Genomic DNA, 23,826 nt, shown 5'->3' on the forward strand with positions numbered 1-23,826 from the left:
GGCAGTGACCATCCGCGCCAATGAACTTGCGGCAAGCGCCAATGATGATGCAGCAGACACGCAGCGCTTAGCGTTTGAGGCGGTAGATGAAATACGGTCGATGTGCGGCCAGTTGTGCCTGGTCGGGCGGTCCCGCAAGCTGACCCATGTAGGCCGAGAGTGCGCTGTCCGTGAAATAGAGCGAGTCATCGGGACCGGTCACGACCCCATCGGGCCAAATCACGTCACGCGACCGCACGAGGGTCCTGGCCTTTCTGGTATTGAGATCAAACGCCATGAGGCCGCCATGCTCGACACCGGTCAGAATGACGTCGCCCGTCCTGTCTGTGGTGATGCCGTCGCTGAGGGGTTTGCGCCCGAGATCTTCCACCTTGCTGGCAACATCCGAAGGGGCGATCGTGGGATCGAGCACGGCTGAAAGGGGCACCCGGCAAAGATGTGAATTCGTCATGCCCGCAAGGTAGACCCATTGCTGGTCCGGGCTGATTTCGATGCCATCAAGACCGACCGCGACGTTCACAAGACCAAAGCCCAGGCGATACGCGCCAAACGGGGTTTGCATCAACCAGTCTTCGGGCGAGGTGCACAGATGCGCTCCCAGCGCGGTCCGGTACGTATGGTCCGCGACCGAATAGACGATCAGCTTCGGTGCCGTGAACCGCATGATGCCGGTGTCGGCGAGCACGATGTATTTGCCGTCGGCGGTAACGCGCAAATCCTGCGCGAACCGCGCGTCCTTGCCGGGGAACTCGAAATAGTCGACGCGCTTGCGTGTCGCGAGGTCGAACGCCCACAAGCGGGTGTGCCGAAAATCGAAGCTCGCAGGCTCGATCAACCAGATGCGATTCTGGTTGTCGATAGTCATGCCGAAACTGCCTTGAAACTCCTTTTGCATTTCTTTGGATGGGAACGGCGTGATCTTGCCGTCTGCCCATTCGAATACCGTGTTCGGCGAGAAACGCCCCGCGCGCGCGATCGGATGATAGTTGAAATAAACATGGCCATCGTTTGCGACAGCCACGTTGCCCGGAGGATAATCGAGGGTGATGAGCTTCTCGAGCTTTGCAAGGCCCTCCGGATTGTCCGAGCCGATATCGGGATAGGGCGTGCCCCGACCGTACTCGATTTTGACGAACGCCAGCGGGCCCAAAATCGCCAGCATCAGAGCGGTGGCAAGGCAAAAGAGAATACGACGACTTGATATTATCTTCATATTGTCTGCTCCTGAGCAATGGGAAGCCTCCGGCGTTCATGGAGAAGCCGCACCCGGCGGCTGCCTCCATGCTCGATGTCTTCGAAGTGCCCAATTAGTGAAGTTTGTCGCTCCTCAATTCCCGCCAGCGGCTGGGCGTCACGCCTTCCCGGTCCCGGAATGCGCGATAGAAGGAGCTTGTATCCTGGTAGCCGAGCAGACAGGCCACCTCATTGATCTCAGCGGAAGGGTCGAGGAGAAGCTGCCGTCCGAGTTCTTGCCGCGCTTCGGCAAGCAGTTCGCGGAAGCTCGTACCTTCTTCGGTGATCCTTCGTTGCAGCGTGCGTTCGCTCAAGCCGAGATCGCGCGCCACGTCCGACAGCTCTGGCCGTCCGCTCGCGAGGCTTCTTTTGAGAACAACCTTCACCTGTTCCTTGATCGAGCTGCGCGCTTGCAGCTCGCCGAGTGCTGAAGCCAGCGCCGGGGTGAGGATTTCGAGGAGTTCTTTATTATGCCCGGGAAATGGGCGATCGAGGTCGGACGGCTTCAGGATGAGGCGGCTTTGCGCAGCACCAAAGCGAACCGGGCATTCGAAATAGCTCTGATAAACATCGTTCTTGGGACGCTCGCGGACAAGTTCGACGCGCAAGGGAGCAAGAGACTGCCCGGTGCCCCGGCGCCCAAGCTCCACGAGTGAAGCAAAGGTCACATCCGTTGAGATCGCAGGCTCGGCCTCGGTCGCGTATGGCCATTCGACCGTGACCGCACATTCCTCCTTGCCTTGCGCCACATGCACTTGTTCGGGCGAACAGAGGCGCTTAAATCGCGCGATGCGGAGCAAACCGTCGCGGTAGTCCCGCGCATAGAACGCAGCGAGGCTCGATGGCGGGTGCACGGCCGTATCCGTTCGCTGGACGAGCGTAAGGCCGAGGCCCGGCTCCGGCTTCAATTCCTCCAACGCCCGCCACAGCGTGAAGTATTGCGCCGTCGTGACCTGTGCTTGTTCGCTCAGGTGCAAAGTAGCTGGAAGGCGCGCTTGCCTCAACAGCGCGGCTGGCGACACGCCGATATGCTCGACGCTCTGCCAGAAGGCCTTTGGCACTTTGCACCGATCTGCTGTCGCTGCGCTCATGGCCCCGTCCTAGCGCATCTGGCTCATGATCACGCGATCGAACATGCGGTCGCCGAACCATTCGCGGATCTTGATCATGGGCAGGGCGTACTTGCCGGCGACATAGCGCGTGCGCGGCTTGGGCGCTTTGACGGCTTTGGACACCACCTCGGCGATCACGCTGGGGTTCGTGCCGCGGCCCTGACCATAGGCGTCGACGGTCGACTTCGCGACGGCTTCGGTCTGCCTGGCATATGGTCCCGAGCCGGACCGTTTGAGGAGGCCGTTGGCAACCACGTTGCCGAAGCCTGTCTCGATCAGCCCGGGCTCGACGATGACGACCTTGATGCCGAAGGGTGCGAGTTCGAGCCGGAGACAATCGGACCATCCTTCAAGAGCGTGCTTCGTCGCGTGATACCAAGCGCCCAGCAGCGTATAAATCTTGCCGCCCATGGAAGTAATGTTGACGATTGTTCCGGAACGCTTGGCGCGCATGCTCGGGAGCAGAAGTTGCGTCAAGCGCGCCGCGCCGAACAGGTTCACCTCGAACTGGTAGCGCGCTTCTTCAATACCGATTTCCTCGACGGGGCCATAGAGCCCAAAGCCGGCATTGTTGACGAGCACATCAACACCGCCAGCCTCATTCAGGATGGTGTCGACCGTCGCCTTGATCTCGTCCTCGTTGGAAATGTCCATGCGCAACGCGCGGGCGCCGAGCTTGACGAGATCGTTCATCTTGTCGGTGTGTCGCGCCGCGACAAACACATGGAAGCCATCCTTGATCAGGCGCTTTGCGATTTCTTTGCCCATGCCGGAAGATGCCCCGGTCACAAGCGCTGTCTTCTTTCGTCTGTCGCTCATCGTAACCTCTCACAGTGTGTAACCCAACTTAGGGCGTTCAGGCCGCTACACACTGTCGAAGTCCGCCAATAGACTTGCATATCGCGCCATTTGTTGCCAGCGGCGCCAGGGCCGGAATGTTAGTATAAACAGGGCGTTAGCTTGGGATTAATGCTACTCAGCCGACGCTTCGCAGGAGGTAACCGAGGGTCACGAGCGGCGCGTTCCAGATCAGCGCGCCGAGAAACGTGGCCACCACGAAAGGCACGAACGATAGCCCGATGACGCCAGCGGGCAGCGGCAGATAGATGCGTGCCGCCGGGACCGCTTGACCAAGCGCGGTGACCAGAAGCGGCTTTCCGTCATAGGCCGCCATGAGCCGTTGATAGAACGCGGGGCGCAACAGGACATATTTCCCGAAGCGCGCGACGAACTGTTCGCTACGCTCGCGTCCGATCAACCGGCCAAGTGCGTACCAGCCGACCGCGCCCAGCACGGAGCCACAGGTGGACGCGAAGACGACGCCGAGAAAACCCTTCGTGTCATGAGCGACCGTCAATCCAAACGAAACGAGCAGCGCGTAGGAAGGAACGACAGGTAGCAATTCTCGGCAAGGCACAACAGGGCGATCCCGATCAAGCCGAGATCGAGCAGGACGGCAAACAGCAGATTGTCCATGGGTCTCAAGCCTCCGGGCGCAAAGGTGCCGGAGCCGCGAAGCAGCTCCGGATATCGATTGCGCGATGGGTGTCTCTGGCGTGTCAGCCTCGGACCCGATGAAACGTCCGCGTCTGCCCCATCGCCGGAATGCCGAGATAGCCCCGCAAGCCCATCTTCCCATTCGTGATTTCGGCCTTGCAGTTGTAGGTGCGGCCGGAAGAGGCGTCGTAGATCGACCCGCCGCTCCACTCGCCGTCGCTCCAGCGCAGGCCCGTGATGAACACGATATTCTTGAGCGAGCGCGAACGCAGCGCAGGGTCCGGGTTCTGCATGTCCTTCTTGAACGTGATGTTGTCGGCCTCCACGATCTCGTTGCCGTAGAGCATGCGCGCCTGGAATTCCGATCCGGCCTTGAACATATCGAGCTTGACCGTGCCGTCGTCGGCTTCCCAGATCCCGACCAGCGCATCGGCCGGCAACGGTTCGGCATCGGCGGCGGACGTCAGGAACGGAATCGAGGTGGCAAGTACCAGCGCCAGCGCGGCGCGTCGGGTATACTGAAATGCTTGCATGGGCGTCCTTACTTTGAGGGACCGTTGCGGAATGGCTTGCATGAACGAGCAAAGAGCTATCATGCGAAGCAACGACAAATCCGACCGAACGATCTTCGTCCGATCAGTCTACCTACAGCTTGAAGGTGGTTTGCTGCGGGCGCGCGGAAGCTAGATTCTCTCAAAAGGTCAGGCAGTGACAAATCGCGCCAATCAAATCGCGCGTGGCGCCATCAGAACAGGGCTGCATGGGGAGAAGGTGGCATAGCCGGCAAGGCCGCCGCTTTTTGGCAACGCCGACGCGCAGCGTCGCCCTGCAGCGGCGTACGCGTCCGTCACCGAGAGGGGCCGGACATCATCATAGCTATGGTCCGGGGTGGTTCAGTATCTCCCCGCAACAGGCGCTCCGATTGCTCCGAACCGGAGGTTGAGCCCGACGCGCACGACGCTTGTGCGCTCCTGCACGTCTACGAATGCCGGGGGGAGCCCGGCCACCTGGGGCGCGAACGCGATCCGGTTGGTGCCGAAGTCGTAATAGTTATATTCGGCGAAAGCGGACAGATAATCCGTGAAAGCGTATTCGCCGCCGATACCGATGGTCCATCCCGGGTGTGTCACGCGAGCCGCGTAAGCGGTGCCGAGAATCGTCGTTGTTGCCCAGTACGCGTCGCGCTCCCAGGCGCCGCCTCCTCGCACATATCCGAGGAAGCGACCAAAGCTGTAGCCGATGCGGCCGGCGACCGATGCCAGTGCATCGACCCGGTTGTGATAGGCCACGCCCACCTCGCGCGCGCTGTCATGGCGACCGATCGCATCCGTCCAGGCGTAGTCGCCCTGCAGGCCTATCACGAAGCCGCCGGCAAACTGATAGTCGCAGCCGGCCTGAACTCCGGCGCCCCAGCTATCGGAGTCATGGCCGCCGAGCGACTCGCCGAGGTGGGCGCCGCCCGCCGTTCGCACAATCCAGTCCCTTTTGGAGGCGCCCAGCCAGCCCGCGTGGCCGCCGATGTGACAGCCAGTCCAGTCCCATGCCGGCGCGATGGGTGGCGGTGCCTTGACTGGAAGCCGCAAATCGGCAGCGATTGCGGGGCCCGCCAAGGCGATGAGTGCCGCCACTCCGGAAAGGAATTTCCGCATGACCTTCATCTCGCATGATGCTGGGAAACACAGCATGCACCGAGTCCTCGGCGATGGCTGTAGCGGCCTCGCCACACCGCAACGCTCGTCTAAGGAATGTCGTCGCCCTCGCAACACTCGCCCCTAGGTACCGATTGCGCTGAACAGATCGTCGCCCAGCACAGAGACGCGACATGACCGCTTTTGAAGTACTCTTGCAGCAGCCATTTGCTGGTGACGTTGGAAAACCTCCTTCGAAGGTGAGCGTCCCTTTACGCGTCCGTCGCGATTGCGGCCAAAATTCGCTCCCGTTCACTGGTCCAGGCGGCCGACACACGCGGCTCCCGCCGGCAGCGCCGCCTCTGCGGGTAACACAATCTCGTTGATGAATTTCGCGGCCCCTCCGGGAAGCGAGGCGGCGGATGCCAGCGTCACCACGAGGTTGCGGTCCGGAATGTTCAAGATGAGCTGGCTCTGAAAGCCGGCGGCAAAATAGACCAGCCACCCGTCGCGTATCGGCTTTGTCCACCACAGGTATCCGTAACCGGCGTTGGCCGGCTCGCCGCCGTCGTTGTGCTTGCGCGTGGAATCCAGGACGTAGGCCTCCGAGACCACCTGCCGCTCACGCCACCGGCCCCGCTGAAGATAAAGCAGTCCGATCTTCGCCATGTCCCTGCCGGTCAATAGCAGTCCGCTGTATCCGGACAGGTTTCCATCACTATCGACGGGCCAGTAGTAGCGCTCGATATGCAGCGGCGCGAAGAGCTCGTTCTTGGCAAACGCCGCGATGTTGCCGCCGACCGCGCGCTGCAGGATGATCGCAATCAGATTGGTCCCCTGATCGTCATAGTAAAAATGAGTGCCCGGAGGGTGCTCGACGGAGCGCCTGATCATCCAGACGCCGGGATTCGAGAAGCCCGGCGCCACCACCATCTCGTGGCGAGCGAAGCCCGACGACATCGTCAAGAGATCGCGCAACGTGATATCGGCCGCGCGCGGATCAATGCTGCCTTCTGTCGCTTCGGCAACCAGTTCGGGCAGCTTCTGATCCAGCCGCAGCAGGCCCTTGTCGATGGCGATGCCGACGAGAATGGACAACACGCTCTTCGTCACCGAATGCACCGGCCAGAGCACGTCGGACGAAATGTTGGCGTAGTATTCATGAAGGATGCAGTTGCCGCGCGTCAGCACCAGTGCCCTGACCGGCGGGTATCGCCCGGCGGTTGCCGCCGAGAGCTTGGCAAGTGTCTCCGCCGTCGATGCAGTGGCTTGCTGTGCCATGGTCGGCCGGGCTGGAAAGCTAGCGGCGATAAACAGCGAGATGCCGATTGCCGCCATCAAAGGTCGCGCGCTGGCCATCACTTCCCTCCGCCGTTCGGTCGGAACCGCCTCCAGAATGCCGCATTGGGTCAATCCGGCAAGGTCTATTATTTCAGTGAGCTGGAAGTCCCATCGCGACGAGAAATTCCCGCGCGGCTCGGGGCTGGCCGTGCCGGCCACATGATGACGGTCGAGCAGCCCGACGAGCTGCTGGCGGCGCTGCAGTAACAGCGCTCGCCGGCTCCGCTTCCCGCCATCATCCAAATATTGAAAAACAACCCCATGCAAAGGAGCAGACCGGCCGCCGGCACTCGGACAAGCAACTTGACACGTCGGGCAACTCAGCGATATCTTCTATTATTCCGAACTTTTGCGACAAGTGCGAGAGCGGCCAGACGCGGAGATTCTCGCCAGCCAGGGGCGAATTAGCTTGGTTTGAGTCCTTTTGCACTCTCACGCTTGGAGGCCGATGCATGATGAAGATGGTGACTGCCGCATGCGCTCTCGGAGCGGCCCTGGTGCTGTGTACCCTCGGGACATCGGCTGCTGAAGCCCGGGCGCGCAAGGCACAGATCGTTCATGAACGAACGAGGGTCGTGATCACGACGCCCGTGATCACGCCGACCCCGTGGGATTACTATATCGTTCCACGATATCGCTATCGCCCTGAAGACGACCGGGTCGATCCATATGCGCCGCCCCTGGTGTCGTCTTGGGACCTCTATGAGGGGTGGCGGTGGCCATACTGGTGATGACCCGCGATCACGCCTCCGCTCTGACGCCTCATCCTGAAGGAGCGCGGAACGCGCGTCTCGAAGGATGAGGCCACAGTCGGGGCCTCGTGGTTCGAGACGCCGCGGAGCCTGTCATCGGGCCGCGCTTCGCGCGGACCCGTTGGCGGCTCCTCACCATGAGGGTCTGATATCAGCGCGCACTGCTCTTACTGCTTCGCCGGCTTCCTGCCGATCGGATGGATATCGATCGCGCGCAGGCGGCCGAGGCGGAGTACGTCCATCGATAGCGTCCGGTCGATCCGGCTGTGATCGAGCGCGCGGATCAGGTCGTCGACGCCGTTGATCTCGATGCCGTCGAGCCTAATCACGACGTCGCCCGGCAGCAGGCTCGCCCGCGAGGCCGGGCTGTCCGGCTCGATCTGCATCAGGAGCGCGCCCATCTTGTTCTCGACGCCGGCGAGCACCGCATGGCGCCGCGGCACCGGCGCGGTCTGGCCGGCGACGCCGATATAGGCGCGGCGGACATAGCCGTGGCGGATGATCTCCGACAGCACGAACTGCGCAGTGTTGGAGGCGACCGCAAAGCAGATGCCCTGCGCGCCGCTGATGATCGCGGTGTTGATCCCGATCACCTCGCCGTTCGACGACACCAGCGGCCCGCCGGAATTGCCGGGATTGAGCGCGGCATCGGTCTGGATCACGTCCTCGATGGTGCGGCCGCTGACCGAGCGGATCGAGCGGCCGAGCGCCGACACCACGCCGGCGGTGACCGTCGATTCGAAGCCGAGCGGATTGCCGATCGCGACCACGAGCTGGCCGCGCCGCAAGGTCTTGGAATTGCCGAGCGAGGCATAGGGCAGATCGCGTGCGCCATCGGCGCGCAGCAGCGCGAGGTCGGTGTCGGGATCGACGCCGAGCACATGGGCATCGGTGACGAAGCCCTCGGTGTCGCGCAGCCGGATCTCCTTCGACGATCCGACCACGTGGCTGTTGGTCAGCACGAAGCCGTCGGGCGAGATCACGATGCCCGAGCCGAGGCCGCCGCGCTCGCGCGCATTGCGCACTTTCGGCCCGGTTTCGACCCGGACCACCGCCGGGCCGACGCGGTCGGTCACGTCGATCACGGCATTGGAATAGGCATCCAGCAAGGCCCGGTCGTCGACTTGAGCAGCATTTTGGGCAGCATCGGCCGGCGCCGCCGACGGCGTGTCGGCGGCGGTATCTGAGGTAAAATCCAGCATGGCGAGAATCCTTTGGTCTCCTCAAATGGTGACCGGCTCCCGCCGCCGCAAGTGGTTACGCCCCCCCGCGCAACCCTGCCCGGTTGGCTAGGGCAAATGAGTCTAGATCGAAGCCGCTCGGCCGCGCACTTGCTTCACCTCTCCCCGACCGGGAGAGGTCGATTTGCGAAGCAAATCGGGTGAGGGGCCGCAGCTCCAATGAGGGACCGTACTCCCTCACCCGGCGCTATGCGCCGACCTCTCCCAAGGGAGAGGTGAAGCTCCGCCGTTTGATGCAGATCGGCCCAATCTCATCCTGCCCTAGGTCGCCCGCCGCAGCACCCCGCCGCGTGCGCGGACCGGATCGAGCAGCGACCAGTCTCCCTCAGGCAGCACATGGCCTTTCGGGAACGGCGCGCGGAGCTCGAGCCCGAGCGAACGCAGCACGCGGTCGTCGCGGTAGTAGCATTGCAGCACGACGCGGACGAGCGTCGCCGCGGCCGCGCCGCCAAGCTGACGAAACTCCTGCGCCACCGCATCGCGCCTGGCCTCGTCGAGCTCGGCGAGCGGTCGGCCTGCAAGCTTTGCCAGATGGTCCAGCGCCTGCGCGACCAGCGCGGTGTCGCGGCCGAGCGTGGCCAGCATGTCGGCCTGGATCGCGGCATCGTCGGCGCCCGGCACCTTGTACTCGCCGCTTTCGGGCACGATCATCGCGGCGATGGTGCGGAGATCGGCGCGCTGGGCTGCGGTCAGTTGTCTTGCATCGGACATGTCGGTTCTCTGGACGCTCTCAATCGAACAGATTGGCAAGGCGCTGCTTCATCTGGTCGGCGATGTAGAGCGCAAGGGCCTGGATGGTGGAGGTCGGGTTCACGCCGCCCGAGGTGACGAAAATGCTGCCGTCGACGATAAACAGGTTCTTCACGTCGTGCGAGCGGCCCCATTCGTTGACCACCGAGCGCGCCGGATCGGTGCCCATCCGCGCGGTGCCGAGCAGATGCCAGCCGCCCCAGGGGATCGGCGCATTGACGCAGAGATCGGTCGCGCCGGCGGCTTCGAGGAATTCGCGGCCGCGCGCCAGCGCGTGATCCATCATCTTTCGGCTGTTCTCGCTGATCGTGTAGTCGATCTTCGGCGCCGGAATGCCGTGGCCGTCCTTCAGCACGGGATCGAGCGTGACGCGGTTGTGCTCTTCCGGGAGGTCTTCGCAGATCGCCGAGAAACCGAGCCGGTGGCCATTCAGCTTGCGGAAGGCGTGATGATGATCCCTGCCCCAGGGCAGGATGCCCTTCTGCTCGCTCGTCACGGCCTCAAACACCGGGCCGGCGCCGCGGACGAACTGGACGCCGTAGCCGCGAACGAAGCCGCGCGACAGATCGGTGTCATACCACTGCTTGCTCCACAGGCAGGTCGGCGGCGCGCGGTTGCTGTCGGTCGGCTCGGCGACATAACCGTAGATCTGCGCATAGGGATGGAACATCAGGTTCTTGCCGACCAGGCCGGACGAATTGGCCAGGCCATTCGGGAATTTTCCCGAGACCGAGTTGAGCAGCAGCCGCGGCGTGCCGACGCCGTTGCAGGCGACGATCACGACCTCGGCCGGCTGGAATTGCTCGACACCGTCCTTGTCGTAATAGACGACGCCGGAGGCCATGCCGTGCTCATTGGTCAGGATCTCGCGCACCCGGCAATGGGTCTTGACCTCGACGCCGGCGCGGATCGCGTGCGGCCAGTAGGTGATGTCGGTGGAAGATTTGGCGCCCTGCGCACAGGCCGGCGTGCAATGGCCGAGATTGATGCAGCGCGCCCTGCCCTCGTAGTCCGTCGTCGCGACCGTGGTGTCCGACGGCCACCAGTGCCAGCCGAGCTTGTTCATGGCCTTGCCGATCAACGGGCCGGACAGGCCGAGCGGCTGCGGCGGCATCGGCGGATGCGAGAGCGGCGACAGCGGATCGCCCGACAGGCCCGAGGTGCCCATCATGCGATCGTTCTCCTCGAAGAACGGCGTCAGCGCGTCGTAGTCAATCGGCCAGTCGTCGCCAACACCATCCAGCGTCTTCACCTTGAAATCGGACGGATGCAGCCGCGGCCAATGCGCGGTGTACATCACGGTCGAGCCGCCGACCGCGTTGAAGTTGACGACCTTGATCGGCGAATTGTCGTCATTGATCGGGTAGTCCTCGGGCCGCTTGCGGATGTTGGGGCTGGACGACCACTCGCCGAAGAATTTCGCCTCCCAGTCACGCCCGGTGCTGGGATATTCTGATGGATTCATCCAGCCGCCCTGATCGAGGCAGAGGATGTGCATCCTGGTATCGGCCAGGCTCCAGGCCACCGCGGCGCCGGACGCGCCGGCGCCGATGATCAGGACGTCAACGGGATCGTTCATTCGGATTCCTTGTTCTTATTGATCCCGTCATTCCGGGATGGTCCGAAGGACCAGACCCGGAATCTCGAGATTCCCCGATGCACGATTGTGCATCTGTGGTTCGATGCTTCGCATCGCCCCGGAATGACGTGCTTAAACCGCAGCGACGATAGAGGAAATTCCGGGGCCGAGTAAAGGCGCACAGCGCGCGATCCGCGCCACGGAATGCCGCGCGCGAACCGCGCGCCCGCACCCCGGCAAATCGCGATGGCTGCCCCGCTGTTCGATGTTTGTCGGCGGCAGCAAGACCGGCTAGCCTTGGCGGCAATCAACCGATCAGGGAGCAACGACAGGTGGCCGCATCGCGCCAGGACGAAACCGCCCAGACGGCTGCGCTGGACTACGACGTCATCATCATCGGCGCCGGCCTGTCCGGCATGTACCAACTTTACCGGCTGCGCGAGCTCGGCCTTTCGACGCGCGTGTTCGAGGCCGGCACCGGCGTCGGGGGCACCTGGTACTGGAACCGGTATCCCGGCGCGCGCTTCGATTCCGAGAGCTATTCCTATGGCTACTCGTTCTCGCAGGAGCTGCTCGAAGAATGGGAATGGTCGGAGCATTTCGCCGGCCAGCCCGAGACCTTGCGCTACTGCAACTACGTCGCCGACAAGTTCGACCTGCGCCGCGACATCCAGTTCGAGAGCCGCGTCACATCAGCGATCTACCAGGACGATGCCCGGAGCTGGCTGATTACACTGGAGGGCGGCGCGCAGCACTCCTGCCGCTTCCTGATCACCGCGATCGGTCCGTTGTCGACTCCGACCCTGCCGCGCGTCGAGGGCATCGACGATTTCAAGGGGCAATCGTTCCACACCGCGCGCTGGCCGAAGGAGAAGGTGGATTTCACCGGCAAGCGGGTCGCCGTGATCGGCACCGGCGCGACGGGCATCCAGACCATCCAGACCATTGCCGGCGAGGTCGGCCATCTCACCGTGTTCCAGCGCACCGCCAACTGGGCGGCGCCGCTGCATAACGGCAAGATCGACGCCGAAACCCAGGTCAAGATCAAGGCCGGCTATGGCGAGATCTTCGCCCGCTGCAAGGAGACCTTTGCCTGCTTCGTGCATACGCCCGATCCGCGCGGCGCGTTCGAGGTCAGCGACGCCGAGCGCGAGGCGTTTTACGAGAAGCTCTATGGCGAGCGCGGCTTCGGCATCTGGCAGGGCAATTTCAAGGATATCCTGACCGACCGCGCGGCGAACGCCACGATCAGCGATTTCGTGGCGCGCAAGATCCGCGAGCGCGTCAAGGATCCGAAGGTCGCGGAGATGCTGATCCCGAAGAACCACGGCTTCGGCACACGGCGGCTGCCGCTCGAGACCTTCTATTACGAGGTCTACAACCGCGACAATGTCGAGCTCGTCGATCTCAAGGCGACGCCGATCGAGCGGATCACGCCCGAGGGCATCCGCACCACCGACACGGACTATGCCTTCGACATCATCATCTACGCGACCGGCTTCGATGCCATCACCGGCAGTTTTGACAAGATCGATATCCGCGGCGCGCACGGCGCGCGGCTGAAGCAGAAGTGGACCCACGGCCCGGAAACCTATCTCGGGTTGATGGTCGACGGCTTCCCCAACATGATGATGCTGATGGGCCCGCACACCGCGCTTGGCAACATCCCGCGCAGCATCGAATACAGCGTCGACTGGGTCACCGGCCTGATCCGCTTTGCACGGGACAAAGGCCTCACCTTCCTCGACGCCACGCCCGAGGGGACTCTTGCCTGGACCGATCACGTCAAGGCGCTCGGCACAGGCTTGCTCTCCAACGAGGTCGATTCCTGGATGACCGGCATCAATCGCAACGTCGACGGCAAGCAAACGCGCATCGTCGCCCGCTACAGCGGCAGCGCGCCGGCCTATCGCGCGCGATGCGACGCGGTGGCGGCGGGAGGATATGCGGAGTTGCGGTTGGGCTGACGTGTAAGGAAGGCACCGGCGGAAGGGTTCCCTCTCCCCTTGCGGGAGAGGGTTAGGGAGAGGGGTACCACTTGCTCCGCTACCAATTTGAGGGACAGCGCTCCTCCGCAATTGCAGTGTTGATACAGCAACGCTCGATCTCTCGCAGCTCGCCCGGGGCCACCCCTCTCCCCATCCCTCCCCCGCAAGGGTAGGGCTATCGCATATGGCCGAGGGTCGAGAGAAGGAAGTCGTTGTTCCACCTGGCTTGGAGCATTTTGTGGCTGATGCGCGCGGGGCCGGGTGTTGCCTGCAGAGCATTGATGGCCAGCTTGCGGATAAGAGCAAGATTTTCCGCAGCGTGATCCTTGCGGCTGCGGCAGGCATCCTCGTCGAACAGAACGTCGAGGACCCAGTGCAGGTTGTTCTCGATGCTCCAATGAGCGCGCACGGCCTCGAGCAGCTTTTTGGCCGACAGCAGGCGCGATGCCAGGAAGTATCGGACCGTGTGTTTGACAGCCTTGCCAGAGTTGGCGCGCCAACTGTCGATGCGACCGACTGCGGCGATGGCGGGGAAGCCGTATTGTTTCGCCAACCGAGGCGCCGGCGCGACGAGGGCCTGTCGGCGCTCGACGCGGCCGTGGGCGGTGGCTCTTCGTTGACTCGCTCGCGCGGGCTTTCGGGCTGTGTCGACCAGCGTCTTGGCGGCCTTGAACAGCCGGCCACGATTGCTCTTGATGGCCAACACGTAGTGCCCCTTTCGGTCGCGGATGGCCTGCGCGGTGTCAGGCCGGCAATGCAAGGCATCGGCGGTGACAAGAGCCCCATCCAGATCGAGCAGGGCGAGGACTTCGAGAGCCCCGGCAACCTCGTTGCGGTTGGGAGCCTTTCTCTGAGCCAGCGCCATGCGAGTGCCTGCGGCCCAGACATTGACCATATGCAGCGGCGTGGCCTGCCGACCTCGTGTGTAGGCTCCGCGCAGCGCCTTGCCGTCAATGCTGACCACCCCTTTGACGCCGAAGCTCTTGCTGAACTTGCGCAAAACCGCTTCAAGCCCCTTCGGGTCCAGAGCACGGAAGACATTGCTGAACGTATCGTGGCTCGGGATGCCGTGCTCGAGCTTCAGGAAGCGCCGCAACAGCTCCTCGCGGCCTTGGCCAAAGAACTCGAACTCGGTGCAGGTCTTGGCGCCAGCCAGCGTCGCCGCCAAGGCGATGACGAGGATCTCCACCAGATCATGTCGGGTGTTGCTAGCGCGCGGGTCCTTGAGCGGTCGAAACAGGCGCTTGAGCTTGCGCATTCAGGGCTCCCTCGGGAATCGAGAGACACCCAAAGAATCCAGTTCCAATCGCTTGGCAACACCCCGCTAGCGCCATATGCGATTCCCCTACCCGCAAGGGGGGAGGGAGCCTGACCGGCGTGCTCACCTCACCTACGCCGCCCTACCACGCATCGATGCACGGCCGCTTCCGCGTCGTCCGCGGTTCTACCTTCGGCACCGAGCGCAAGCCCGCCATGATCCAGTGCCTGGTGTCGGCGGGATCGATCACCTCGTCGATCTCCAGCACCGAGGCGATCGAGACCGCCTTGCCGTTGGCATAGAGCTCGGCAACCTTGGTCTGGAAATATTTCTCGCGCTCGACCGGGTCCGCGATCGCCTCCATCTCCTTGCGGAAGCCGAGCCGGACATAGCCTTCGAGGCCCATGCCGCCGAACTCGCCGGTCGGCCACGCCACCGTGAAGAACGAGGCGTGGAAGCCACCACCGATCATCGATTGCGCGCCGAGACCGTAGCCCTTGCGCAGCACGATGCCGAACAGCGGCACCGTGATGCTGGCGCCGGTGACGAACATCCGCGCGACATGGCGCACGATCGCGGTCTTCTCGGCCTCGGGGCCGACCATGAAGCCCGGCGTGTCGCACAGCGAGACGAGCGGGATGTCGAACGCGTCGCAGAGCTGCATGAAGCGCGCGGCCTTGTCTCCGGCAGGGGCGTCGATCGCGCCGCCGAGATGCTTCGGATTGTTGGCGATCAGGCCGAACGGCTTGCCTTCGATGCGGATCAAGGCGGTGATCATGCCGACGCCGAAATCCCTGCGGATCTCCAGCACCGAGCCCTCGTCGGCGATCAGGTCGATCACGCCCCGGATGTCGTAGACGCGCAGCCGGTTCTCGGGAATCGCGCGGCGCAGCAGCCGCTGGTCCGGTGCTTTCCAGTCGGCGACGGCGCCCTGGAAGTAGGACAAATATTTCTGCGCTACCGTGGTGGCCTCTTCCTCGTCCTCAACCAGAATATCGATCACGCCATTCGACGACTGGAACGAGACAGGGCCGACCTCGGCCGGATGATAGACGCCGAGCCCACCGCCCTCGATCATCGCCGGACCGCCCATGCCGATCGAGGCGTTCTTGGTGGCGATGATGACGTCGCAGACGCCGAGCATCGCGGCGTTGCCGGCGAAGCAATAGCCCGAGACAACGCCGACCACGGGCACTAGCCCGGAGAGCTTGGCGAACTGCACGAAGGACGGGCCGTCGAGGCCGGTCATGCCGAGCCGGTCGGTATCGCCGGGCCGGCCGCCGCCGCCCTCGGCGTAGAACACCAGCGGCATGCGCCACTGCTCGGCAAGGCCGAGCATGCGGTCGATCTTCTTGTGGTTCATGTGGCCTTGCGTGCCGGCGAGCACGGTGTAGTCGTAGGAGATCACCATGCAGCGCGCGCCGTCGGCGCCGAAGTCTTTCGCGTTGACGGTGGCGACGCCGGCGATGAGACCATCGGCCGGCGTATTCTTGATCAGGTCCTCGACCTTGCGCCGGCGGCGCTGTGCCGCGATCGCGAGCGAGCCGTATTCGACGAACGAGCCCTCATCGACCAGCTGCGCGATGTTCTCGCGCGCGGTGCGCTGGTTGGTCTTGCGCCGCCGCTCCACCGAGGCCGGACGGTTCTCGTCCAGCGTGATCGCCTTGCGCGCGATTAGCTCGGCAAGGTCAGGACGGATGTGATCGAGATCGATCGCAGTAGCTTCTTCCGCGGCATGGCCGTCGACCTCGGCCGGCTCGAGGAACAGGATCGGCTCGCCGTGCATCAAGGTGAGGCCGGGACCGCCGGCGATCTTCGTCACCCGGCCGCCATGCGGCGCGGTGACGAGATGCTCCATCTTCATCGATTCCAGCACCGCGATCTGCTGGCCGGGACGAACCAGATCGCCCTCGGCGACCTCGATCGCCACGATCGTGCCCTGCAACGGCGCCGGCACCGGCAGCGAGCCCTCCGGAGCCGCCTCGGTGGCGACGGCCCTGGTCGCGGCCGCCGCGCTCACCTCGAGCAGCGGCGCGGCATGCTCCTGCGCGGCGCCGACCAGCGCCGCGACATGCGTATCGATGAAGTTGGTGCTGATCTTGTTCCGGACAAAGCTCTGGTGCGCCAGGATGGCGCCGAGCAGCGGAATGTTGGTGGCGACGCCGCCGATCCGGAATTCGCGCAAGCTGCGCGATGCCTTGTGCACCACGTCAGACCATTTCGGGCTCGACGAATGCACGATGACTTTGGCCAGCAGCGAGTCGAAGGCGGCGCTGGTCCGGTAGCCGGAATAGCCGAACGTATCGACGCGGACGCCGGGGCCCGACGGCAGGTCGAACACGCTGAGCGTGCCGCCGGTCGGTTTTGTCAGCCCCTTCTCGTCCATCACCTCCATGTTGACGCGGAGCTGCATCGCATAGCCGCGCGGCAGCGGCACGGTGGCCTGCGCGAGGCCGAGCGAGGCCAGCGTGGCGCCGGCGGCGACCGCAAGCTGGGAGCGCACCAAGTCGATACCGAGCACCTCTTCGGTGACGGTGTGCTCGACCTGCAGCCGCGGATTGGCCTCGATGAAGGCGAAGGCGCCCTCGCCTGCGCTTTTGCCTTCCTCTGCCTCGTCATCGACCAGGAATTCGAAGGTGCCGAGACTGTCGTAGCGCGCGGCGGTCGCGAGCTGCTTGGCCGCCTCGATGATGCGGGCGCGCAGGCTCTCGCTCAGCGACGGGCTCGGCGCCACCTCGATGAGCTTCTGGTTGCGGCGCTGGATGGTGCATTCGCGCTCCCAGAGATGGCTGATCGCGCCATGACGGTCGCCGATGATCTGCACCTCGATATGGCGCGCCTTGCGGATCAGCCGCTCGACATAGACGGCATCGCTGCCGAATGCCGCCTTGGCCTCGGACTGGCAGCGGGCATAGGCCTCGTCGAGCTTCGCGGCATCCTCGACCACGCGCATGCCGCGCCCGCCGCCGCCGGCGATCGCCTTGATCATCACGGCAGCGTTGGCGCCGAGCGAGGCGAAGAACGCCTTGGCCTCGTCGAGCGAGGTCGCGCCCGACGTGCCGGCGATGATCGGCACATTGCACTTCTTCGCCAGCGCCTTCGCCCTGGCCTTATCGCCGAACAGATCCAGCGCCTCCGGCGACGGGCCGACGAAAGTGATCTTCTCCCCGGCGCAGCGCCGCGCCAGCTCGGTGTTCTCGCTGAGGAAGCCATAGCCCGGATGCAGCGCGTCGCAGCCGGCGGCCCTGGCCGCAGCGATGACCGCCTCGATGTCCAGATACGCCCGCGCGCCGTGGCCGGGGATCTCGCGTGCTTCGTCGGCTGAGCGGACATGCAGCGAGGCCGCATCGTCGGCGGGATGGATCGCGACGGTGGCAAGCCCGCTTTCGCTGGCGGCGCGGGCAATCCGGATCGCGATCTCGCCGCGGTTGGCAATCAGCAGTTTCTTGAAAGACATCCTATTCCACCTATCAGCCCGCAGCGCGCTTCTTCTCTTCCGCCAACTGCTCCTCCATCAGCATCTCGGTGCCGATGATGCCCTCGCTTGTCAGCTCTTCGAGCTCGGTGTCGGTGAGGCCGAGCATGCCGTCAAGGATCTCACGGTTGTGCTCGCCGAGCGTCGGCGGCACTGAGCGGATCGCAAACGGCGCATCGCCTTCGCGGAACGGCATCGACGGCTGCGGATGCCGTCCGATGAAGGCGCGGTCGACCTGCTGGATGAAGCCGCGGGCATGCAGCTGCGGGTCTTGCAGCAAATCGATCGGCAGCCGCGCCACGCCGGACGCGACGCCTTCGGCTTGCAGCTCGGTCATCGCCGCGTCCGCATCGCGGGCCGAGGTCCACGCCGTGATCGCAGCCTCGATCTCGGCCTCGATGGCGCGCCGGCCTGCGGCGGCCCTAAGCGCTTCGTCCGCCGCCCAGTCCGCGCGGCCGAGCAGCCGGGCAAGCTTGGGCCACATCGAATCGTCGGACACCGCGACCACGATCCAGCTGTCCTCGCCGGCGCAGCGAAAGCAGCCATGCGGCACGAAATCGGGATGGCGGTTGCCGTATTTCACCGGCTCCTTGCCACTGGCCGCATGCGCGACGATCCAGGGCGCGGCGAACGGCATCATGCATTCGATCTGCGCGAGATCGATGAACTGGCCCTGCCCGGTCAGCTTGGCATGGATGAGCGCTATCAGCACCGCGGCGGCGCCATTGAGGCCGCCGACGGCGTCGCCAAACGCCGTATGGCTCATGACCGGCGGTCCGTCGGGATCGCCGACCACGCTGGGCAGGCCTGACCCTTGCTCCAGCGTCGAGCCATAGCCGCGGCAATCGCGATGCACGCTGCCGGCGCCGAATGCCGACATCGACATCATCACGAGTTTTGGATTCAGTTCGCTCAGCACGTCGTAGCCGAGGCCGAGCTTGGGCAGCACCTCGACCGAATAATTGTCGACCACGAGGTCGGCATAGGCGAGCAGGCGTTTTGCCAGCGCAAGGCCCTTCGGCCGGGTCAGGTCGAGCGTGATGCCGCGCTTGTTGCGGTTCATGATGCAGTAGCGCACCGACTTCTCGTACATCTGCTCCAGCACATAGGCCGGCCGGCGATCGACGCCGCGCCACCAGTCCGGATACTGCGTCGCCTCGATCTTGATGACGTCGGCGCCGAGATCGGCCAGCGTGCGGGTGCAGATCGGCCCGGCCCACCCCATCGAGAAGTCGACGACGCGGATGCCTTCAAGCGGCAAGCGGTTGGCCGCAGACGGCGCCGGCACCGGAACGCGCGGCACGGCGGCGCGCGCGGCCTGCTGCTCGCCGATATCGGGCACGCGGCCGCCCCGCAGCGGCGGCGTCGCCGTCAACCGCTGCATCGTGCCGGCGGAAAAGCCGGTCTCGCCGCCGACCGTGATCGGCACGATGGCGCCGCGCGCACGCTTCTCGTCGTCGGCGATGAGGTCCGCGATCTCCGGCACCGGAACGATCGGGATCTTGCGCTTGAGGCCCTCCGTGAACCATTCCTGCGCGGTGCGCTGTTTCAGCCTCGGCAGGATCCTGCCCTCGATCTCGGCGACATGGCGCAGCCGGTCGACACCCATGACCAGCGCCGGATCGTCGCGCAAATCGTTCAGCCCGAGCATCTCGCAGAAGGCGCGCCATTGCGCCGGGGTCACCGTGGTGACGCCGAGCCAGCCCTGCTTCGTCTCGTAGATGCCGACCGGGAAGGTCGGCCAGAACCGGTTGACGCCGATCCGCCGCATGATGTCGCCACGCTGGAACGCCTCGAACATGATGTATTCGGTGACGGCGATGGAGGCCTCGAACAGGCTGAGATGGCTGGTGCGCCCGCGCCCGTCCTGCATGCGGCCGAGCACCGACGCGGCGGCGGCGATGAAGCCCCACAACCCGCCCAGGATGCCGGTCTGGAAATCCGGCGCGTGCATCGGCGGCCCCTGCTCGGGTCCGACCAGCTTCACGAGCCCCGTGAGCGCGCGGATCGTGGAATCCGTCGCGGCGAAATCGGCGTAGGGACCGCGATCGCCGAACCAGGCGAGGTCGAGATGGATCAGGCCGGGATTGTCGCGCTTGATCGCAGCGAGATCGATGTCGGGACAGTCGGCCGCATCGATGCCGCGCCCATCGAGCAGGATGTCGCAGCTTGCGACCAGCTCGCGCAGCCGCGACGCGTCGCTGCTGTCGAGCACGACGCTCGATTTGTTGAAATTGAGAAACGCAAACCACGCGCTGTGCCCTTGCGGCGTCAGCGGCGAGGCGCGGCGAAGCGGATCGCCCGCCGGCGACTCGACCTTCTGCACGTCGGCGCCGAAATCCGCAAACAATCGCGCGCAATAGCTCGTCGCCGCGGCACTTCCGATCTCGACAATCCGCAGATGCGACAACGCGCCCATGGCTTCCCCGCAAGCAACCAGCCGGTGGCAGCGGCTGAGTCAGTCTTCTTGTTGGGTGAACTTGAAGCCGCGTGGCGAGCGTGATGCAAGTGGAATTTTCTTCCGCTTGACGGAATTAGCGAGCACGACGCGCATTTCTGCTCAGCGCGCAACGGAGATTGTGCAGCTAATTGCAGGTGAGCTGCGCTTCAAACCAACGCTGCAATGAGTTCGACAGCCGCGGCCATGCGCGCAAGACATGCGCGTATGTGGCAGCGCTCGCGCGCGTGATGCCGCGCAATTCCTGCTCGATCGTGGGAAGATCAACCCCGAGGCACCGGCCGGCCTTGGCGACGGTGCGGCCATCGACCACGAGCTCGGAGATCAGCGAGGCATTGCCGCGCGCGAACAGCAGATCGAGCGGATCAGCGTCGATAACCTGATCGCGCTCGAGGCGCTCGAGATCGATGCGCACGAAATCGGCCGGCGCACCGACGGCAAGCTCGCCCGTGCCCGGTGCACCGGTGGCACGGCGGCCGTTGCGGATCGCGAGCGCGAGGAATTCCCGCGGGGTCCAGGTCCGTTTGAAGCCGAGGCCGCCATGCATCATCTGAACCAGCCGCATCTCGCGCAGCACATCGTCGTCTTCGTCGAGCGCCAGGCCGTCGACGCCGACCGCGATCGGACAGCCGCAAGCGTGCGCCGCCGCGATCGGCGCGAGCCCGGAGCGCAGGTGCAGATTGGAAGAGAAATTGGTGACGATGCGGGCGCCCGACGCGGCGATCATCTCGATCTCGTCGGGCCGGGCGTGGATGCAATGCGCCAGCGTCAGCCGCTCCGACAAGAAGCCGATGTCGCGGAGATAGCGGACGATGCCGTCCGGAAAATGCCGGTCGGCCCAGGCGCGCTGATAGACCGTCTCGAGCAGGTGCATATGGATGCGGCGGCCGGTCTGCGCGGAATTCTCCGCAACCGCTTCCAGCAGCGGCTTCGAGCACCATTGCACGCCGGCCGGCCCGAGCTGCACGTCGACCTTCGGGCCGCCGATCGCCGCGGCAATCTCGTCGGTCAGCTCGATATAGGCCTTCGGCGACATCGGGGCGCGCACGAACAGCGGCTCGATCGTTGCGCGATCGTCGGCTGGGAGGTCTGACAACACCGATTCGCCGTCGCCATAGACGATCGGGTTCTGGTCGCGCACCGCGATGGCAAAGGCGAAGCGGATACCGATATCACTGGCGGCGCGGGCAATCGCCCTGGCCTCCTCGACGAGCGGCATGGTGCCGCTCGGCCGCGTGTAGTGCACCATCATCGCCGCACAGCCGGCCTGCGCCGCGCGGGCCAGCGCGGAGGCCGCGGTGAGGTACGGATCGACCGGCGTGCCGACCACTGTGCGCAGCAGCCAGCTTTCCAGCGGCATGCCGACCGCGCCGAAGCTCGACGCCCGCGGGCGAGCATGGTCATGTGCGTTGATGAAGGCGGGCAGGATCAGGGAGCGCGGACCTGTCTCCGGCGCGGCGGCTCCGGAGATACCGGTTATGACCCCGCCGTCGTGGCGGAGCACGACGTCGTTGCGGATGTCGTGGTCAGGGCCTGAGAAAAGACGGGTTGCCGTAACTTCCATCGTTTTCCCTCTTTCGTCATTGCGAGGAGCGAAGCGACGAAGCAATCCATAGATCCGCAAGCGGAATCATGGATTGCTTCGCTTCGCTCGCAATGACGAGTTCGCTCAATTCGCCGTGTACACCAACTCCCGCTCCGCGCGCGGCGGCAGGAAGTCCCGCGAAAACACCTCGGCCGGGGTCGGCGTGCGGGTGAGCTGGTAGCCGTCGACGATGAAGCCGATGGCGCGGGTCATGCGGTCGTCCTTGATGTCGCCGATGCCGATGTCCTTCATCTCCGGCGAGACGATCAGCTTCTCGAAGGAATATTGCAGCCGGCGCTTCTCGACCTCGACGTTGATCAGGTTGTCGTAGTTCAGCGCCGCCTTCATCGCGGCGTTCTGGTCCTTGGCGACCGCGATCGCGCCCTTGTTGATGGCGCGCACCAGGCCGGCCACCGCCTTCGGGTTCGAGGCGATCAGCTTGCGCGACACCATCACGCCGTTGGAATAGAGGTCGAGCCCGTAGTCGCCGAACGAGAACCATTTGAAGTCCTTATCGGGATCCTGGCGGTTCAGCACCAGGTTGAAATAGCTCGTGATGTTGAACACCAAAGCGGCATCGATGTCGCCCTTGATCAGCATCGGCTCCTGCAGGTTCGGCGCCATGTTGGAGATCTTGATCTTCTCGCCGTCGAGCCCGTTCTTGTGCACGAACACCGGCAGCAGCCGCGTCGTCGGCGTGCCCTGCGCACCGCCCAGCGTATGGCCTTCGAAATCCTTGATGGTCTTGATGCCGCTCGAGTTCTTGGCGACGATCGCAAACGGCGGCTGGTTCCACATCATGTAGACCATCACGGGCGCGTCCTGCGGCTTGGTCGCCGCGTTCTGGATGATCGCGTTGACGTCGCCGAACCCTGCGTCATAGGCGCCCGACATGATGCGCGTCACCGTCGCGCCGGAGCCTTCGCCCTGGTCGATCACGACGTTGAGGCCTTCTTCTTTGAAATAGCCGTTGTCCTTGGCGTAGAAGAACGCGGCGTCCGAGCCCTGCGTCTTCCAGCCCAGCGTGAACTTGATGGTGGTGTCCTCGGCGCGGGCGGATCCCGCGACCACCGCCAATCCCAGCAGTGCAGCGCTTAGTGTCTTCAGCATGGCGACCTCCTCAATTCCAGTGAACGGCGATGAACGAAACCTTCAGGTGGCGATGACATTGTCCTTGCGCGTCGCCCAGCCCGTGACCTGGCCCTCGATCAGCGAGAACAGCACGTAGAGCGCGACGCCGAGGCCGGCGAGCACGAACAGCCCGGCAAACACCAGCGGCACGTTGAAATTGGAGGACGCGGTCATCATGACGTTGCCGATGCCGCGGTTGGAGGCGACGGTCTCCGACAGCACCGCGCCGACGAACGCATAGGAGATCGCGACCTTCAGCGAGGCGAAGAAGAACGGCATCGTCCGCGGCAAGCCGACATTCCACAGGATGTCGAACTTGCTGGCGCCGAGCGCCTTCAGCACGTCCTCGAGCTCGGGCTCGGTGGTGGCAAGGCCGGTGGCGATGTTGACGACGATCGGGAAGAAGCAGATCGACAGCGAGGTCAGCACCGCCGGCACGGTGCCGGAGCCGAACCACAACACGAAGATCGGCACCACCGCGACCTTCGGGATCGAGGAGAACCCGACCAGCAGCGGATAGCAGGTGTCGTAGGCAGTCTTTGACACGCCGATCACCGCGCCGAGCGCGACGCCCAGCGCCACCCCGAGCACAAAGCCGATCATCGTCGTCACCAGCGTCTGCACGATGTGCGGCCACAGGATCGGGAATTTCTCGAACAGCGTGAGGAAGATCTGCGACGGCCGCGGCAGCACGAGGTCGGACATCCCCGTCATCAGGCAGAACAGCTCCCAGGCGACGAAGAACAGCACGATCAGGGCGGCGGACCAAGCCTTCTGCCTGATTTCTGACACGGACAT

At 64.4% G+C, this 23,826-nt stretch carries 18 protein-coding genes; 1 reads left to right on the forward strand and 17 read right to left on the reverse strand.

Annotation, left to right across the window (positions count from 1 at the left end; all coding sequences use genetic code 11):
- Window positions 1-67: 67 nt before the first annotated feature.
- From ACVIW0_RS26525 to ACVIW0_RS26575, 11 genes are all read right to left on the reverse strand, one after another.
- On the reverse strand, window positions 68-1,213 hold the full coding sequence (locus ACVIW0_RS26525) for an L-dopachrome tautomerase-related protein (RefSeq protein ID WP_461355035.1): 1,146 nt from the start codon (window positions 1,211-1,213) through the stop codon (window positions 68-70).
- Window positions 1,214-1,307: 94 nt separating this feature from the next.
- Window positions 1,308-2,324: an AraC family transcriptional regulator gene (locus tag ACVIW0_RS26530; protein WP_461355036.1), complete on the reverse strand. Its 1,017-nt coding sequence runs from the start codon at window positions 2,322-2,324 to the stop codon at window positions 1,308-1,310.
- Window positions 2,325-2,333: 9 nt separating this feature from the next.
- Complete coding sequence (locus ACVIW0_RS26535; protein WP_461355037.1) at window positions 2,334-3,164, reverse strand: oxidoreductase; 831 nt, start codon at window positions 3,162-3,164, stop codon at window positions 2,334-2,336.
- Between the two features lie 157 nt (window positions 3,165-3,321).
- Window positions 3,322-3,702 (reverse strand): DedA family protein, encoded by a 381-nt coding sequence (locus tag ACVIW0_RS26540; RefSeq protein WP_461355038.1) that lies wholly within the window; start codon window positions 3,700-3,702, stop codon window positions 3,322-3,324.
- Window positions 3,699-3,821 (reverse strand): hypothetical protein, encoded by a 123-nt coding sequence (locus ACVIW0_RS26545; protein WP_461355039.1) that lies wholly within the window; start codon window positions 3,819-3,821, stop codon window positions 3,699-3,701. Before ACVIW0_RS26545 ends, ACVIW0_RS26540 begins: the two co-directional genes overlap by 4 nt.
- A gap of 83 nt (window positions 3,822-3,904) precedes the next feature.
- Window positions 3,905-4,375 carry a DUF2147 domain-containing protein gene (locus ACVIW0_RS26550; RefSeq protein WP_461355040.1) on the reverse strand — a complete coding sequence of 157 codons (471 nt, stop codon included), beginning with the start codon at window positions 4,373-4,375 and terminating at the stop codon, window positions 3,905-3,907.
- Between the two features lie 360 nt (window positions 4,376-4,735).
- Entirely contained in the window at window positions 4,736-5,491 is a 756-nt protein-coding gene (locus ACVIW0_RS26555; protein ID WP_461355041.1) for an outer membrane protein, read from the reverse strand.
- A 291-nt stretch (window positions 5,492-5,782) separates the two neighbouring features.
- Window positions 5,783-7,078, reverse strand: a complete 1,296-nt coding sequence (locus ACVIW0_RS26560) for a serine hydrolase domain-containing protein (RefSeq protein ID WP_461355042.1) — start codon at window positions 7,076-7,078, stop codon at window positions 5,783-5,785.
- A 652-nt stretch (window positions 7,079-7,730) separates the two neighbouring features.
- Complete coding sequence (locus ACVIW0_RS26565) at window positions 7,731-8,765, reverse strand: S1C family serine protease (RefSeq protein ID WP_461355043.1); 1,035 nt, start codon at window positions 8,763-8,765, stop codon at window positions 7,731-7,733.
- A gap of 300 nt (window positions 8,766-9,065) precedes the next feature.
- Window positions 9,066-9,515 (reverse strand): hypothetical protein, encoded by a 450-nt coding sequence (locus ACVIW0_RS26570; protein ID WP_461355044.1) that lies wholly within the window; start codon window positions 9,513-9,515, stop codon window positions 9,066-9,068.
- Between the two features lie 19 nt (window positions 9,516-9,534).
- Window positions 9,535-11,133 carry a GMC family oxidoreductase gene (locus ACVIW0_RS26575; protein ID WP_461355045.1) on the reverse strand — a complete coding sequence of 533 codons (1,599 nt, stop codon included), beginning with the start codon at window positions 11,131-11,133 and terminating at the stop codon, window positions 9,535-9,537.
- Window positions 11,134-11,465: 332 nt separating this feature from the next.
- Between ACVIW0_RS26575 and ACVIW0_RS26580 the strand changes: the two genes are divergently transcribed.
- Window positions 11,466-13,100 carry a flavin-containing monooxygenase gene (locus ACVIW0_RS26580; RefSeq protein ID WP_461355046.1) on the forward strand — a complete coding sequence of 545 codons (1,635 nt, stop codon included), beginning with the start codon at window positions 11,466-11,468 and terminating at the stop codon, window positions 13,098-13,100.
- Window positions 13,101-13,296: 196 nt separating this feature from the next.
- On the opposite strand, the gene ACVIW0_RS26585 is transcribed toward ACVIW0_RS26580, so the two are convergent.
- The 6 genes from ACVIW0_RS26585 to ACVIW0_RS26610 form a co-directional block, all read right to left on the reverse strand.
- A complete protein-coding gene (locus ACVIW0_RS26585) occupies window positions 13,297-14,379 on the reverse strand; it encodes an ISAs1 family transposase (RefSeq protein WP_461352951.1) in 1,083 nt (360 codons plus the stop codon).
- A 142-nt stretch (window positions 14,380-14,521) separates the two neighbouring features.
- Window positions 14,522-17,836, reverse strand: coding sequence for a carboxyl transferase domain-containing protein (locus ACVIW0_RS26590; RefSeq protein WP_461355047.1), 3,315 nt, complete (start codon window positions 17,834-17,836; stop codon window positions 14,522-14,524).
- Window positions 17,837-17,849: 13 nt separating this feature from the next.
- The gene (locus ACVIW0_RS26595; RefSeq protein WP_461355048.1) at window positions 17,850-20,273 is read right to left on the reverse strand and encodes a CaiB/BaiF CoA transferase family protein; all 2,424 of its coding nucleotides are present in this window, start codon (window positions 20,271-20,273) and stop codon (window positions 17,850-17,852) included.
- Between the two features lie 166 nt (window positions 20,274-20,439).
- On the reverse strand, window positions 20,440-21,876 hold the full coding sequence (locus ACVIW0_RS26600) for an amidohydrolase family protein (RefSeq protein ID WP_461355049.1): 1,437 nt from the start codon (window positions 21,874-21,876) through the stop codon (window positions 20,440-20,442).
- Window positions 21,877-21,981: 105 nt separating this feature from the next.
- On the reverse strand, window positions 21,982-23,007 hold the full coding sequence (locus ACVIW0_RS26605) for an ABC transporter substrate-binding protein (RefSeq protein WP_461355050.1): 1,026 nt from the start codon (window positions 23,005-23,007) through the stop codon (window positions 21,982-21,984).
- Window positions 23,008-23,049: 42 nt separating this feature from the next.
- Window positions 23,050-23,826, reverse strand: a complete 777-nt coding sequence (locus tag ACVIW0_RS26610) for an ABC transporter permease (RefSeq protein ID WP_461355051.1) — start codon at window positions 23,824-23,826, stop codon at window positions 23,050-23,052.

It is taken from the genome of Bradyrhizobium sp. USDA 4454, assembly GCF_054822705.1.